Below are 14,816 nucleotides of genomic sequence, written 5' to 3' on the forward strand. Positions count from 1 at the left end.
CTCCCCTCGGGAGAAGGTGCCCCGCAGGGGCGGATGAGGGTACGAGCGAAGCCTCGTGCAGGTGGAATGCTACGAGGGCTTCGCTCCGTACCCTCACCCCAACCCCTCTCCCGCAGGAGAGGGGCTAAAGCGGTAGCCTCGGTGTTCTTCCCTTCTCCCCTTCTCCCCTCGGGAGAAGGTGCCCCGCAGGGGCGGATGAGGGTACGAGCGAAGCCTCATGCAGTTTGGACGACATGAAGGCTTCGCTCCGTACCCTCACCCCAACCCCTCTTCCGCAGGAGAGGGGCTAAAGCGGTAGCCTCGGTGTTCTTCCCTTCTCCCCTCGGGAGAAGGTGCCCCATCGGGGCGGATGAGGGTACGAGCAAAACCTCGTGCAGTTGGAACGTCATGAGGGCTTCGCCCCGTACCCTCACCCCAACCCCTCTCCCGCAGGAGAGGGGCTAACGCAGTCTCTCTCAGGGAGAGAGGTCTCAAGCTCTTCGCTTTCGCTCAGAAGCTATACCGCACCCGTCCATACCAGTACGCGCCATTGCTGCCGATCGGCGAGAGCACGTCGTAGGGCAGGTTGCCGAAGTAGGCGATGTCGTCGATGGAGCGGTCCGAGTAGTTGTCCAGGATGTTCTGGCCGCCGATCGCCAGCGTCCATTGCGTGCCCAGGCGGTATTCGGCTTCCAGGTCCAGCTGCCATTCCGCGCCATAGGTCTGGCGCGGCACGAAGCCGTCACCGAAGTCGAACACGCGGGTGGCGCTGCCGTAGCGGTTAACGCGGCTCTGCAGGTTCCAGTGCTCGTTGCTCCAGTTGGCGGCGAGCGAGGCGCGGGTGCGCGGGGCTGCATCGGTGAGCGTGTTGCTCTCTTCCACGCCGAACAGCACGTATTCTGGATCCAGCGCCAGCAGTTGCGACGGCGTGGCAATGACGTTCTTCAACTCGGTCTTGGCGTAGCTGTAGGTGCCGGTCAGCAGCAGATCGCCGCCGAAGGCGTACTGGCGCCAGTTGGCGACCAGCTCGGCGCCGCGGGTGCGGGTGTCGGCGGCGTTGAGGAAGTAGCTGGCGCTCTGCACGCCGGTGACGCCGAAGTTCTGCTGCACGAAACCGGTGAGGCTGCTGCCGGTGATGTCTTCGGACAGCGCGATGCGGTCGTCGATGTCGATCTGGAAGAAGTCCAGCGACAGGTCGAAGTGATCGCCCAGCTTGCTGGTGAAACCCAGGCTGGCGTTGATCGACTTTTCCGGCTTCAGATCGGTGGCACCGAGCGCGCGGGCGATCGGGTTGTTGACCGACAGCAGGCGGCCCTGGGTCAGGCGGCCAGCGGCGTCGTAACCGGTGGAGGTGGCTTCGTACCCGATCTGGCTGAGCGAGGGCGCACGCACGTTGTTGGAGACCGCGCCGCGCAGCGCGAATGCCGGCGCGAAGGCGTAGCGTGCAGCCAGCTTGCCGGTCCACTGGCTGCCGAAATCCTGGTAGTGCTCGTAGCGGCCGGCCAGATCGGTGGAGAATTTGTCGCCGAACTGGCTGGACACGTTGGCGTAGACGCTGGCCACATTGCGCGACAGGTCGGCTTCGTCCTGCGGGGTCAGCCCGCCGCCGGCTTGCGAGCCGGTGGGGCGATCGGTGAACGGGCCGGCCGCGTAGCTGGCCGGGTCGCCGGCATGCGTGCGGTACTGCTCACGGCGGAATTCGGCGCCGGTGCCGAAGGTGTGGGTGGCACCGGCCGCATCGAACACGCGGGTCAAATCGAAATTGCCCACGGTCTGCGCAAAGGCGAAATCACCGGTCTTGAAGCGCGTGGTGCTGCCCGGGCCGAGCGAGGCGTTGAGCGAGTTGCGCAGCCGGTAGGTGAAGTCATTGCGGCCGTAATCCAGGCTGGCGTCGTAGTCCCAGTCGCCCCATTGCCCGCGGGCGCCGGCCACGATCTGCAGGTCGCGGTTTTCGCCTTCGGAAATCGGGCGGTAGCCGTTGGGGTAGATCTCGCGCCAGTTGGCGCTGCTGTCCGGGTAACGGAAGTAATTGGCGCCTTCGGTGTCGCGCTGGTTGTAGGTACCGAAGGCATAGAACTCGCCGGTGGCACTGAACGGAATCTTGGTGTTGAGCCAGGCGTTCAGGCCCTTGGTGGCGCCATCGCCGAGCACGTAGTTGCGCTGGCCCGCCAGGGCCAGGTTGGCGGGGGTCTGTTCTTCGAACGGCGGAATCTGATCGAAGCCGGCGCGGTTGGTCGCCTCGCGGTTCTTCAGCTCCAGGCCCACCTTGAAGAAGCCACCGTCATCGCCCAGCAGCGTGCCGACCTTGGCGCTGGCGTAGCTGGTCTGGCCATCGGTGACGCGCCGATTGATCGGCTCCACATCGGTGTTGTACGCACCGAAGCTGGCTTCCAGTTCACCGCGCTCGGGGTTGTCGTCCAGGATGACATTGATGACCCCAGCGATGGCATCGGAGCCGTATTGCGCGCCGGCACCGTCGCGCAGCACTTCGATGCGCTTGATGGCGTTGATCGGGATGGAATTGAAATCCACCGGCGTGGTGCCCTTGCCGATCTTGCTGTCGGTGTTAACCAGTGCCGAGGTGTGGCGGCGCTTGCTGTTGACCAGCACCAGCACCTGGTCGGGCGAGAGCCCGCGCAGCTGTGCGGCGCGGATATGGTCGGCGCCACCGGAGTTGGACTGGCGCGGGAAGTTGAACGAGGGCAGCAGCGCCTGCAGCGCGCTGCCCAGTTCACCGTTGACCACGCCGGCCTTGCGGATGTCCTCGGCGGTGAGCACGTCCACCGGCACCGTGGATTCGAGCACGGTGCGGTCGCTGGCACGGGTGCCGGTGACGATCACCGTGTCCAGTGTGGTGGCGCCGGGCGCGGCTTGCTGGGCCTGGGCGTTGGCGCTGAGGACGGCGGCCACGGCCAGGCCGATAACCGAAAGGGTGGGGCGGGTCATGCTGTCTCCTGAAATACGGCAGGCCGCCGCGCGTCGGCATCCGGCCGCGCTGGCGTGCAAGGTGGGGGCCGGGAGTGTTCCACTTCCATCCGGATGGAGAGATATTATCGTGTTGTTCAGGCCGGCGCGAGATGGCACAGTGCCCCCGCGCCGGCATGAGCTGATATCCCGCCTGCATGAGCCGGCCCCCCGCCTGGAGAGATCGATGAAGTTGTTGCCGTCCTGCCTGTTCGCCGCCGTGTTGGCGTTGTCTGCCTGCGCCACCACGCCGGGGCACGCGCCGGCCTCCACCACCGCCAGCCTGCAGGGCGATGCCGCGCGCCCGGCGGCAGCGCGGGGCTGGGTGCGGAGCGAGCTGTATTTTGGAGTGGGCGAGGAAACCGGCCCGGCCGACCGCCCGCAGACCCGCACCATCAGCGACGCGCAGTGGCGCGCGTTCTTGGACAAGGAAGTGACTCCGCGCTTTCCGGACGGGCTCACCGTGTTCGACGCCTACGGCCAGTGGCTGTTCCGCGGCGCCAAGGAACCGAACCGGCTCGGCACCAAGGTGCTGGTGATCCTGCACGAAGACAGCCCGCAGCGGCGCAATGACATCGAGGCGATCCGCCTGGCGTGGAAGCAGGCCACCGGTCACCAGTCGGTGCTGTGGGCGCGGCAGCCGGTGGACGTGTCGTTCTGAGCCGGATCCCTGCGGGCAGCCGCATGCGCCGCCGCTGGCAGGCGCCACACCTCCGCACCGTGGCGAGCAGCAGTGTGCTCGCCGCAGCCGCGCTGCTCACGTGCGCCGCGTCGGCACGCGACACCCACGTGCAACTGACGCTCGATGCGCACACCCGCGCCACTGCCAGCCTGGTCGGCACGCGCCTGCATGTGGTGCTGGCGCCCGGCGGCCAGCAGCAGTGGCTGGACGCGGACCTGGACGACGGCGAAGCCACCGGCAGCGTGCGTAGCGACGATTACAACTTCGATGGCCACCCAGATCTGGCGGTGACCGTGATGCTCGGGCAGGTCAACGAAGCCACGCGGGTGTTCCTGTATGACCCGGCGCAGCGGCAGTTTCGCCTGCTGACCGCGCCCACGCGCCCGCAGGTGCAATGCGCAGGGTTCTGGAATCTCACCCCGGACCCGCAACAGCGCAGCCTGAGCAGCTCCTGCCGTAGCGGGCCGATGTGGTACGCGGACGTATACCGCTATGACGCCGCTGGGCGCCTGTATGTATCCACCACCCAGCAGCCGATTGCCGCGCAGGCGATTCTGGACGTGCTGGGCCCGGGCACCGAAGAGGGCATGCCGTTCTCGGTGTGGCCGCGTTTCGATTCGCAGGGTGCGGTGATCGGCACGGAGATCGGCCAGAGCCTGGAAGCGCCCCGGCCGGCTACGTTCCTGGTGCAGGTGCCGCGCTTACCGCTGTATGCCACGCCCACCGCGACCACCACGCGGCGCTATCTGATCAAGGGCGATCGCCTCGAGGCGCTGGACGTGAGCGCGGACCAGACCCGCCTGCAGGTGCGGTTTCGCAGTGCCGGCCATGCGGAGAGCACTGGCTGGATCAGTGCCGACCAGGCCATGCCCTGAGTCTTCGCGTGCATCGGGATGCCGCCGCTGGCGGTCCTCAGCGGCGGCGCTGCAGCAGCACGCTCTGATCCACCGCGCCGCTGTCGCGCATGCGGGGCAGCGGCTACCATCGCCTGTCCCCACGCATCCTGGCTCCCATGTCGGCCCCTTCCTCGCGTACTGCGGCACCGCCGCGCTGGTTCGTCTCCGGCGACCTCAATGGCTTCTTCGGCCTGGTGGTCGACAATCTCTCCATCCTCGGCTTCATCGCGATGGCGTTGATCGGCCTGTTCCAGTTCCCGCCCGACGTGGTGTACGGCCGCATGTTCCCCGGCACCGCATTCGGTGTGCTGGTGGGCAATTTGCTCTACACCCTGATGGCGCGTCGCCTGGCCCGGCGCACTGGTCGCGATGACGTCACCGCCATGCCGCTGGGCCTGGATGCGCCCACCAGCATCGGCATGGCGCTATTGGTGTTGGGCCCGGCGTTTGCCGGCTTCAAGGCGCAGGGACTGGACCCGCAGGCCGCGGCGATCGCCACCTGGAAACTGGGCATGGCCGCGCTGGTGGTGATGGGGCTGCTCAAGCTGGTGCTGTCGTTTGTTGGCGAAGCGGTTACGCGCGCGCTGCCACGCGCCGCATTGCTGGGCTCCATCGCCGGCATCGCGCTGGTGCTGATGGGCCTGTTGCCGCTGCTGGAAACCCTGCGCTCGCCGGTGGCCGGCTTCGTCACCCTGGGCTTGTTGCTGTATGTGCTGCTGGCCAAGGGCCGCCTGCCGATCAAGTTGCCCGGGGTGCTGGTGGCCTTCGTGATCGGCACGGCGCTGTATTACGGCCTGGGGCTGGCCGGCCTGGGTGCGCCTGGATTCGCGGTCCCGGCCTGGGTGGCGCCCCAGGTGGTGTTGCCGCTGCCGAATCTGGGCTTCATCGATGGCCTGCCGTCCACCTTGCCGTATCTGCCGTTGCTGCTGCCGTTCGGCCTGTTGATGGTGGTGGGCGGGATCAACGTGAGCGAAAGCGCGCGTGCGGCCGGCGATGATTACCGCACCCGCGACATCCTGCTGGTGGAAGCACTGGCCACGCTGGTGGCGGGCGTCTGCGGCGGCGTGGCGCAGACCACGCCGTACATCGGCCAACCTGCTTACAAGCACATGGGCGCACGCACCGGCTATACGCTGCTGACCGGGTTGTTCGTCGGCATCGGCGGCATGCTCGGCATCATCAGCGGGTTGGTGCAGTGGCTGCCGTTGGCGGTGCTGGCGCCGATCATCGTGTACGTGTCGATCGACATCACCACGCAGGCCTTCCAGGCCACGCCGAAGCAGCACGCCGGTGCGATGGTGCTGGGCTTTTTGCCATCGGTGGCCTACCTGCTGGCAATCAAGGCACCAATCTGGATCGCGCCGGAGCAACTGGTGGCGCTGACCACCAAGGTCGACAGCCATGGCCTGCCGGAACTGGCCGTGGTCTTCGCGCTGGGCAATGGCTTCATCATCACCGCGATGTTGTGGATTGCGGCGGTGGTGGCGATGATCGACGGCAGGCTGCGGCGCGGCGCGGTGTTCCTGCTGGTCGCGGCCGGGCTGACCCTGTTCGGGTTGATCCACTCGGTGGACCCGCGCGGCGGCATCTATCTGCCATGGTCGCTGCAGGGCCTGGCGCGCGTGATCAGCTGGCAATTCGTGGGTGCGTATGTGGCGTTGGCGGCAACGCTGCTGTTGTTGTCGCTGCTGCCGGCACGTAAAGAGACGGTGGCATGAACCGGCACGCGCACGCGCTGCGCGTGGTGCTGGCCGGTGCGGCGTTGCTGGCCAGCGGTGGCGCGTGGTCTGCATCGTTCGACTGTGCGCGCGCAAGCACGGCGGTGGAACAACGCCTGTGTGCGGTGAAGGCGCTGGGCCTGCTCGACGAACGCCTGGATGCGTCCTATCAGGAACTGCTGCAGACCACGCCGCGCAGCGCGGTGGCCGCTGTGCGCGAGCAGCAACGCGCCTGGCTGCGGCAGCGCAATGCCTGCGCGCAGAACGCCACACCGGACGACTGCCTGCAGCGCAGCCTCAGTGCCAGGGCCGATGCGCTGGACACGGCGCTGGCCGCGCAACAACAGGCCCTGGACCGCATCATTGCCAGCATCCCGAGCGCACCGGCGGCCGCGGCGCGCCAATTGCAGGCCTACGACACGCCGCTGGCGTCGGCGTGGTTGGTGTACCTGCATCAATTCGTGCCGGCCGCGGGTGTGGACGCAGCGCTATCTGCGGCGCGTTTTCAGAGTGCGCGCGCGGCATTGCGCAAGGTCGACAGCTTTGCCGATTCGGTGCTGAACGATGAGGCCACCGGTCCTGACGTGCAGGAACCGGACAAGACACTGACGCTGTTGCGCATGTGGATCGAGCGCAACGACAGCACGCGCCCGTATGTGCATTGCTTCATCTTCAGCACGCTTGGCGAGCCGGCGTATGACGCGTTCGGCCCGCTGTACGGTTCAACCCGCGACAGCTTCGCGCCGTTGTGCGAGCCGCCGGGCGGCCTTTTCGCGCTGCCGTCCTGGACCCAGCTCGATGCCGCGTTTGCGTCGTTGATCGAATCGATCAGCAAGGACGCCGGCACCATTCGCTACGCCAGCTATGCCGAGTGGGAGGTCATCGCGCTGCGTGCGTCGGTCTCGCCATTGCTGTATCTGCAGCCGGCCTTGCGCAAGCGCTATAGCGGCGATCCTGACCAGGCGTTGGCTGCCTGGACCGGCGATGCCAGCGCATGGCCGGCGGACGACCGCAAGGCCGCACGTGCACTGCTGCCGAAGGTGCGTGCCGACACCGCTGCCTGGCTGGTACGCGAGAAGCATTTGCCGGCCGCACAGGCGCAGCAAGTGGCTGCTGCGATTGTCACTGCCTGGGTGGACGCCCGCCTGGACTTCGACAGCTGAGGCAGCGGCGCTAGGCATTGATCAACAGCGACGGCATGGCGGTGAGGATGCGCTGGTTGGCCGCGCGCTTTCGTTACTTGCGGTGACGCACGTGATGGCGGCGAGGCGTAAACGCGGGGCTCGTTTGTTCTTTGCGAGAACCGGCCACCGCTGGCGTGCTGGCGCGCTTGGAGGCTGCATGCAGCCTGCGTGTGCTGCAGCTTCCCTGCGGCGTTCGCAGTCTCCGGCACCTATTCACACGATTGAGCAGCGGCGCTTGGCTGCACAACGCGGCTGCTGCGCTGCGCCGATGCGCGTGCAGCAGCCCGGACGCCTGCAGCAATCGATGGAACCACCGCGAGATCGCATGGTCACACCTTGGTGTGTTGTCGATTTCTAGGAGTTCCCTGATGCAATCCAGACCTTCGCGTTGGCCGTGGCTGCTGGCGATTCCGGTCGTGATCGGTGCCGGGTGGTGGCTGTTCCGCGGCACTGTTGAAGCGCCCAATGCGGCTTCCACGCCCAAGCCCACAGCCGTGGCGGCTGCGGCGCCCACACCGCCCGCGCCCGCTGCCCCCAGCGCGCCACAGCACCTGTTGCCGGCGCACCCGGCCGATGCCGCCGATGCGGCGATTCCACCGCTGGCGAAAAGCGATAGCGCCGCGTGGGAGGCACTGCATGCGCTGGTGCCCGATGAGGCTACGCTGGCCACCGTGCTGCGCGATCACTTGATCCAGCGTGCGGTGGTGATGATCGACAACCTCACCCAGCCCAGCATGAGCCGACGTGCCTCGGTGTTGCAGCCGGTGCCCGGTGAGTTGCAGGTGGCCGAGGCCGACGGGCGCAGCGTGATCGACACCACCAACGCCATACGTTACGCGCCCTACGTGGCCGCGTTCACTGCGCTGGATGCACAGGCGCTGGTCGCCACGTATGTGCGCTTCTATCCGCTGATCCAACAGGCGTATGCGGAGCTGGGCGCGCCGGACCGTTATTTCAACGATCGTCTGATCGCGGTGATCGATCATCTGCTGCTGACCCCGGAAGCGGCGCAGCCGATCGTGGTGGTGAAAGACGAGCGCGGGCGTTACCGCTACGCGGATCCGGCGCTGGAGTCGCTTTCGGTGGGCCAGAAGGCCCTGCTGCGGCTTGGCCCGACCCAGGCGGCAGCGGTAAAGGCGCAGTTGCAGCGAATCCGTGCGGCGGTGCTGCGCGGGCGGTGAGCGGTATCTAGTCAGGCAGCGCGTCGATCACGCTGCCGAAGACCTGTGCTTAAACACGACCGCCATCGGCCACATCGGTCGCAGCACGCGCTGGCGCGCGGCGACCGGTGGCGTGCTGGCCTGCTTCAGTGCGGGCCTGTGATGTGCACACAGCGACGCACACGCGCAACGCGGCGCGATCGCGGCGCCAGCATCACGCCGCATCCAACTCCGGGTAATGTCGGAAGATGCCGTTGGTGTTGAAGGCGACACGGCGTTCCGATTCCAGATACGCGGCAATGCGCGGCCGTTGCGCAACGCGCTGCTGCAGCGCCTTCAAGCCCGGAATATCGGTGGCGAGTGTCGCCATCCGCTTGGGGAACATGTATTCCAGGCCGCTGACCAGCTGGAACAACGACAGATCCACATACGAGTGTTCGCGCAGGATGTGGTTGCCGCCGGCGTGTTGCAGCACCTGCTCGAAATAGCCCAGGAACTTCGGCAGCCGGTTTTCGCGCAGGTCCTTGGCGCGTTGCTTGGCGGCGTCTTTCTGGTCTTCGTAATACTGCATGCTGGCGATCGGGTGGTGCGTGTCGTGCACCTCGGCCACCAGGTCGGCGATGGTCATCTGCAATTGCAGCGCCTGCAGGCGGCGGGCTTCTGATTCCGGCACCAGTTGCAGCTGCGGGCCGAGGAAATGCAAGATCGCCGCCACTTGTGCCACCACCGTGCGGCCGGCCTTGAGGAAGGGCGGTGCAAATGGGCGCGCGCCGTCTGCGCTGCCGTCCAGGAATGTGTTCATGACCTCGTCGCCTTCGACGCGGGCCACATCGGTGTAGTCGGCACCGGCGTCTTCCAGGGCCAGGCGGACGAATTCGCCCCGGCCCTGCAGGCCGGTCCAGTAATAGAGCTGGTAGTGCATGCGCTGCTCCAGGAGAAGGCAGGGCAGGCTAGGCAATCAACGGCTAGGCGGGCGTGAGCGGTGTGTCGTCGGGCCGTGACTCGGCAGGCAGCACCCCCTGTGCCTGCAACCAGGCCAGTTTGCGTGCGCGCGGCTGCTGCTTGAGCAACCACTCCGCGCGTGAAGCGGTGGCCCGGTCCGGATAGGGATGGCTGGCCAGCACCTGCAGCGGCGGATTCGCACGTGTGTAGCGGGCGCCGGTGCCACGCAGATGCGCCTGGAAGCGCCGCTCCAGATCGTTGGTGATCCCGGCGTAATAGCTGCCATTGCGACAGAGCAGCAGATAGAGGTGCCAGGGCTTGGGTGCATCCATTGGCGCATTATCGCCGCTTCGTGCGCGCCGCACAGCCGCGCGCGCATTGCGTGCGCCGGCTGCAACACAGACGGTTGCGTGCGTGAGCGAATAACCACCAAGCCATTGGTTATTTGACGCCTGTGGTGGTGGCAAACAGCATGCAGACATCGCGCTGCGCGGCCGAGTCGGCTTGCGCGCCATCGCTGCCGCCATGCCTGGCATGGCGCATCCATAAGGAACTGCATGTCCGTGCGCTACCGGTCCCCGGCCGACTCCACTGCTGCTTCCACCGTGTTCTCGGCAACCCCGCGCCTGCTGGCCTGGAGCCTGTCGTTGGCGTGCGCACCGGCGTTCGCCGACACGCGTGCCAACGATGCACCAGTGCCCACGCCGGCCGCGCAGACCCTGGGCGCGGTGACGGTCACTGCGACGCGGCGCGAAAGCACCTTGCAGCAGGTGCCGGTGGCGGTCTCGGTGGTGCAGGGCCAGACGCTGGAGCGCGAGAACCGCAACACGGTGGCGGACCTGCCCACGCTGGTGCCCAGCCTGACCTTTCGTGCTGGCGCCTCCAACAAGGACACCTCGCTGTTCCTGCGTGGCGTGGGCACCATCTCCACCTCGCCCGGCGTCGAGCCCAGCGTGGCCACCGTGGTCGACGGCGTGGTGCTGGGGCGGCCCGGGCAGGCCACGCTGGAGCTGCTCGATATCGAACGCATCGAGGTGCTGCGTGGGCCGCAAGGCACCTTGTTCGGCAAGAACGCCTCGGCCGGTGTGCTCAACATCATCAGCAAGCCGGCGCCGGAGGTGTTTGGTGGGTCGGTCGATTACGCGCACTTCGGTGGCGGCGACGAGAACCGCGTGCGCGCTAGCGTTGGCGGTGCACTGGTGCCGGGTGTGCTGAAGGCCAGCGTGTCGGCGTTGTGGGCAGACTACGGTGGCAACGTGCGTAATGTGGCCGATGGCACGCAGGTCAACGGCTACGAGCGGTCCGGTGCGCGGCTGCGGCTGGAGCTCACGCCTAACCCGGATTTGAATGCCACGTTGCTGGCGGACTTTTTGCAGTCGCGCAGCGATGCACCCAGTGGCGTGGTGGTGGCGAGCACGCGTGCGGATTTTGCCGCGGCGCTGGCGCCGGTCCAGGCCACGGCCGACAACCGCCAGATCAACAGCGATTACCGCACGCACCTGGACGACACCAGCAAGGGCGCCTCGCTGCAGCTGGACCAGCAATTGGGCGATGCCTTGCTGACCTCGATCAGCGCCTGGCGGCAGTGGGACAACACCCAGTTCCAGGATGGCGACCGCACCGCGCAAAGCAGCGCGGCGTTTCCGTCCTCACACGATCGCGGCGACCTGGGCTACACACAGTATTCGCAGGAACTGCGGCTGCAGACCCCGCGTGACCGTGCCGTGGAGGCGGTGGCCGGGCTGTACTACCTGCATGCGCGTAACGACGAAACCTACCAACGCAGCGTGGTTTCGCCAGGTGCGCGCACGTTGGGCAGCGCCAACTACGCCACGCGTGCGCAGACTGTCGCCGCGTTCGGCGAGGCCACCTGGCACTGGCGCGAGGACTTGCGCGCGCTGCTGGGCGCGCGCATCACCCGCGATACGCTCGACTACCGCCATCAGCGCGTCTCCACTGCGGCCGCTGCGGCGACCGGGATCCAGCCCTCCACCGCCAGCCGCGGCAGCACCGAAGAGACCGGCGTGTCCGGGCGTGCCGGCCTGCAGTACGACATCGCGCCGCAGACCACCGGCTACCTGACCTATTCGCGTGGTTACAAGGGACCGGCCTACAACGTGTTCTTCAACATGCAGCCGCGCGACACGCCGGCGTTGCAGCCGGAAACCTCCAACGCGTGGGAGCTGGGCCTGAAGACGCGCGCGCTGGATGACCGGCTCAGTGCCAACCTGGCGCTGTTCCATACCGACTACGCCAACTACCAGGCCAACTTTTTCGACAACGTGGCCGGGCAGGTGGTGACACGCCTGATCAATGCCGGGCAGGCACGCACGCAAGGCCTGGAACTGGACCTGGACTATCGCCCCACCGAACGCCTGACCCTGGCCGCATCGCTGGCCTACACGCAGGCACGCATCCAGCGCTTCGCCTGCCCGGCTGCGGCCGCCGCCAACTGCAATGTCGACGGCAAACCCTTGCCGTTTTCGCCGGACTGGAAGGGCAACCTGCGCGCCGGCTACCGGGTGCCGTTGTCCGGCACGCTGGCGCTGGAATTCAACGGCGATGTGGCCTGGCAGGACAGCGTGCAGTACGACCTGAGCCAGACCCCGCAGACCATCCAGGGGCCGTATGCCATCTGGAATGCCAGCGTGGCGTTGGCCGATGACCTGCACGGCTGGCGTGTCGCCGTGCTCGGCCGCAACCTGGGCGATCGCGCCTATGCGCCGCTGTTGGCCAATGCCACCGGCAATGTCTACCGCCTGGTTCCACGCGACGATCGTCGCTACGTGGGGCTGCAAGTGCACAAGGATTTTTGAACATGCCTCTGCTGTTGCAACGCGTTGTACGGAAGCACACGTCGTCTGTTGACTTGGCCTGCAGCGTGCGCGGGTGGCTGGCATGAGCGCGCCACGCCAGCTCTCACTGGGTGCGTTCCTGATGGCCACCGGGCATCACGTGGCGGCGTGGCGGCATCCACAGGTCACTGCCGATCCGCTGGTGTTCGACGACTACCGCGCGATGGTGCAGATCGCCGAGGCCGCCAAGTTCGATGCCGTATTTATCGCCGACAGCCTCGCCGCCGCCGGTGGGCCCGTTGCTCCGCGCATGGCGCGCTCCAGCCTGTTCGAGCCGATCACCCTGCTCAGTGCATTGGCTGCGGTGAGCGAGCGCATCGGCCTGATCGCCACCATGACCACCAGCTACAACGAGCCGTATCACGTAGCGCGCAAGTTCGCCTCGCTGGACCATCTCTCCGGCGGGCGTGCCGGCTGGAACCTGGTCACCTCCGATGCGGCCGACGAAGCGCTCAACTTCAACCGCGATGCGCACTACGTGCATGCCGAACGCTATGCGCGTGCACGCGAATTCCAGCAGGTGGTGGCGGGGCTATGGGATAGCTGGGAAGACGATGCCTTTGTCGCCGACAAGGCCTCCGGCCTGCACCACGATCCAACGCGTGCGCATGTGCTGGATCATCGCGGCACGCATTTCCAGGTACGCGGCCCGCTCAACATCGCACGCGCGCCGCAGGGCCATCCGGTGCTGGTGCAGGCGGGTTCGTCCGAGCCTGGGCGTGCGTTGGCGGCCGAAACCGCCGAGGTGGTGTTCACCGCGCAATCGTCGCTGGCCAAGGCGCAGGCGTTCTATGCCGATATCAAGGGCCGGCTGGAGCACTTCGGGCGCAGCCGCGATGCGTTGAAGGTGCTGCCAGGTGTGTTCATCGTGGTGGGCCAGAGCCAGGCCGAAGCGCAGGAAAAATTCGAGCAGTTCCAGCAGCTGGTGGAGCCGGAGGTCGGTATCGCTCTGCTGTCGCGCATGCTGGGGAATTTCGACCTGTCCGGGTATCCGCCTGATGGCCCGTTACCGGACCTGCCGTTGACCGAAACCGGCCAGCGCAGCCGCCAGCAGTTGTTCACCGAACTGGCGGGGCAGGAGCAGCTGAGCATCGCCCAACTCGGGCGGCGCATCGCGGGCGGGCGCGGCCATTACAGCCTGATCGGCACGCCCACGCAGATTGCCGACGAACTGCAGGCGTGGTTCGAACAGGACGCGGCCGATGGCTTCAACGTGCTGGTGCCGCACCTGCCTGGCGGGCTGGCCGATGTGGCCGCGCACGTGGTGCCGGAGCTGCAGCGGCGCGGGTTGTTTCGGCGTGAATACCAGGGGCGCACGTTGCGCGATCATCTGGGGCTGCAACGCCCCATCAATCGCTTCAGCGCACGCTGAGCCACCGGACTCCGCCATGACCTATCTCGCACATCCCGATCGTTACGACCGTATGGCTTACCGCCGCGTTGGCCGCAGTGGCCTGGTGCTGCCCGCGCTATCGCTGGGCCTGTGGCACAACTTCGGCGATAGCACCCCGATCGATACCCAGCGTGCCTTGTTGCGCACTGCGTTCGACCTGGGCATTACCCACTTCGATCTGGCCAACAACTACGGCCCGCCGTACGGCAGTGCGGAGATCAACTTCGGCCGTCTGCTGCGCGAAGATTTCAAGCCGTATCGCGACGAGCTCATCATTTCCACCAAGGCCGGCTGGGACATGTGGCCGGGCCCGTATGGGCAGGGCGGCAGCTCGCGCAAATATCTGTTGTCCAGCCTGGATCAAAGCCTGCAACGGCTGGGCGTGGACTACGTGGACATCTTCTATTCGCACCGGTTCGATGCGCATACGCCGCTGGAGGAAACCGCCGGCGCACTGGCCAGTGCGGTGCAGCAGGGTAAGGCCTTGTACGTGGGGATTTCCTCGTACTCGTCGGCGCGCACGCGCGAGATCGCCGCATTGCTGCGCGAGTGGAAGGTACCGCTGCTGATCCACCAACCGGCCTACAACCTGTTCAACCGCTGGCCCGAACACGACCTGTTGGACACCACTGCCGAGCTGGGTGCGGGCGTGATTGCATTCACCCCATTGGCGCAGGGCCTGCTGACCGGCAAGTACCTCAACGGTGTGCCGGACGATGCGCGGGTGAATCGTCCCGGCGGGCAATCGCTGCGGCCCGAGCACCTGTCCGAGGACAACCTGCAACGCGCGCGCGGGCTGGATGCGATTGCCAAGCGGCGCGGGCAGAGTCTTGCCCAGCTGGCGTTGGCGTGGGTGCTGCGCGATCCACGGGTGAGCTCGGCCTTGCTCGGCGCCAGCCGCCCGGAGCAACTGCTGGAAAACGTGGCAGCGCTGCAGACGCCAGACTTCAGTGCAGAGGAATTGGCCGAGATCGATCGCCATGCGGTCGAAGGCGGCATCAATCTCTGGGAAAAACCTTCCACCGATTGGCAATGACGAGGTC

11 protein-coding genes are annotated in these 14,816 nt (G+C 66.8%); 8 read left to right on the forward strand and 3 right to left on the reverse strand.

Translation table 11 applies throughout. The features are described from left to right. Positions 1–489: 489 nt before the first annotated feature. The gene (locus QRM60_RS10795; RefSeq protein ID WP_285446187.1) at positions 490–2,925 is read right to left on the reverse strand and encodes a TonB-dependent receptor; all 2,436 of its coding nucleotides are present in this window, start codon (positions 2,923–2,925) and stop codon (positions 490–492) included. Between the two features lie 205 nt (positions 2,926–3,130). Between QRM60_RS10795 and QRM60_RS10800 the strand changes: the two genes are divergently transcribed. The 5 genes from QRM60_RS10800 (at position 3,131) to QRM60_RS10820 (ending at position 8,604) form a co-directional block, all read left to right on the forward strand. Beyond that, positions 3,131–3,604 carry a DUF3574 domain-containing protein gene (locus QRM60_RS10800; RefSeq protein WP_012437623.1) on the forward strand — a complete coding sequence of 158 codons (474 nt, stop codon included), beginning with the start codon at positions 3,131–3,133 and terminating at the stop codon, positions 3,602–3,604. A gap of 23 nt (positions 3,605–3,627) precedes the next feature. Then, positions 3,628–4,500, forward strand: a complete 873-nt coding sequence (locus QRM60_RS10805) for a hypothetical protein (protein WP_285446188.1) — start codon at positions 3,628–3,630, stop codon at positions 4,498–4,500. A gap of 137 nt (positions 4,501–4,637) precedes the next feature. Next, the gene (locus QRM60_RS10810; RefSeq protein WP_285446189.1) at positions 4,638–6,239 is read left to right on the forward strand and encodes a hypothetical protein; all 1,602 of its coding nucleotides are present in this window, start codon (positions 4,638–4,640) and stop codon (positions 6,237–6,239) included. Beyond that, complete coding sequence (locus QRM60_RS10815) at positions 6,236–7,402, forward strand: lysozyme inhibitor LprI family protein (RefSeq protein WP_285446190.1); 1,167 nt, start codon at positions 6,236–6,238, stop codon at positions 7,400–7,402. Before QRM60_RS10810 ends, QRM60_RS10815 begins: the two co-directional genes overlap by 4 nt. A 389-nt stretch (positions 7,403–7,791) precedes the next feature. Further along, positions 7,792–8,604: a DUF3014 domain-containing protein gene (locus tag QRM60_RS10820; RefSeq protein ID WP_285446191.1), complete on the forward strand. Its 813-nt coding sequence runs from the start codon at positions 7,792–7,794 to the stop codon at positions 8,602–8,604. Between the two features lie 193 nt (positions 8,605–8,797). On the opposite strand, the gene QRM60_RS10825 is transcribed toward QRM60_RS10820, so the two are convergent. Together QRM60_RS10825 and QRM60_RS10830 are read right to left on the reverse strand one after the other, a co-directional pair. Further along, positions 8,798–9,505 carry a glutathione S-transferase gene (locus tag QRM60_RS10825; RefSeq protein ID WP_161960565.1) on the reverse strand — a complete coding sequence of 236 codons (708 nt, stop codon included), beginning with the start codon at positions 9,503–9,505 and terminating at the stop codon, positions 8,798–8,800. A gap of 43 nt (positions 9,506–9,548) precedes the next feature. Then, the gene (locus tag QRM60_RS10830) at positions 9,549–9,857 is read right to left on the reverse strand and encodes a GIY-YIG nuclease family protein (RefSeq protein ID WP_043922197.1); all 309 of its coding nucleotides are present in this window, start codon (positions 9,855–9,857) and stop codon (positions 9,549–9,551) included. Positions 9,858–10,082: 225 nt separating this feature from the next. Here QRM60_RS10830 and QRM60_RS10835 point away from each other — a divergent pair, with 225 nt between their 5' ends. The 3 genes from QRM60_RS10835 to mgrA all read left to right on the forward strand — a co-directional run bounded on the left by QRM60_RS10835 (position 10,083) and on the right by mgrA (position 14,809). Further along, the gene (locus QRM60_RS10835; protein ID WP_285446192.1) at positions 10,083–12,341 is read left to right on the forward strand and encodes a TonB-dependent receptor; all 2,259 of its coding nucleotides are present in this window, start codon (positions 10,083–10,085) and stop codon (positions 12,339–12,341) included. An 82-nt stretch (positions 12,342–12,423) separates the two neighbouring features. Continuing rightward, positions 12,424–13,752: an LLM class flavin-dependent oxidoreductase gene (locus QRM60_RS10840; RefSeq protein WP_225041441.1), complete on the forward strand. Its 1,329-nt coding sequence runs from the start codon at positions 12,424–12,426 to the stop codon at positions 13,750–13,752. A gap of 16 nt (positions 13,753–13,768) precedes the next feature. Then, positions 13,769–14,809, forward strand: a complete 1,041-nt coding sequence (gene mgrA / locus QRM60_RS10845; protein WP_285446193.1) for an L-glyceraldehyde 3-phosphate reductase — start codon at positions 13,769–13,771, stop codon at positions 14,807–14,809. Positions 14,810–14,816 lie beyond the last annotated feature (7 nt).

The organism is Xanthomonas sp. fls2-241-TYG-148 (genome assembly GCF_030208815.1).
Taxonomy (GTDB): domain Bacteria; phylum Pseudomonadota; class Gammaproteobacteria; order Xanthomonadales; family Xanthomonadaceae; genus Xanthomonas; species Xanthomonas campestris.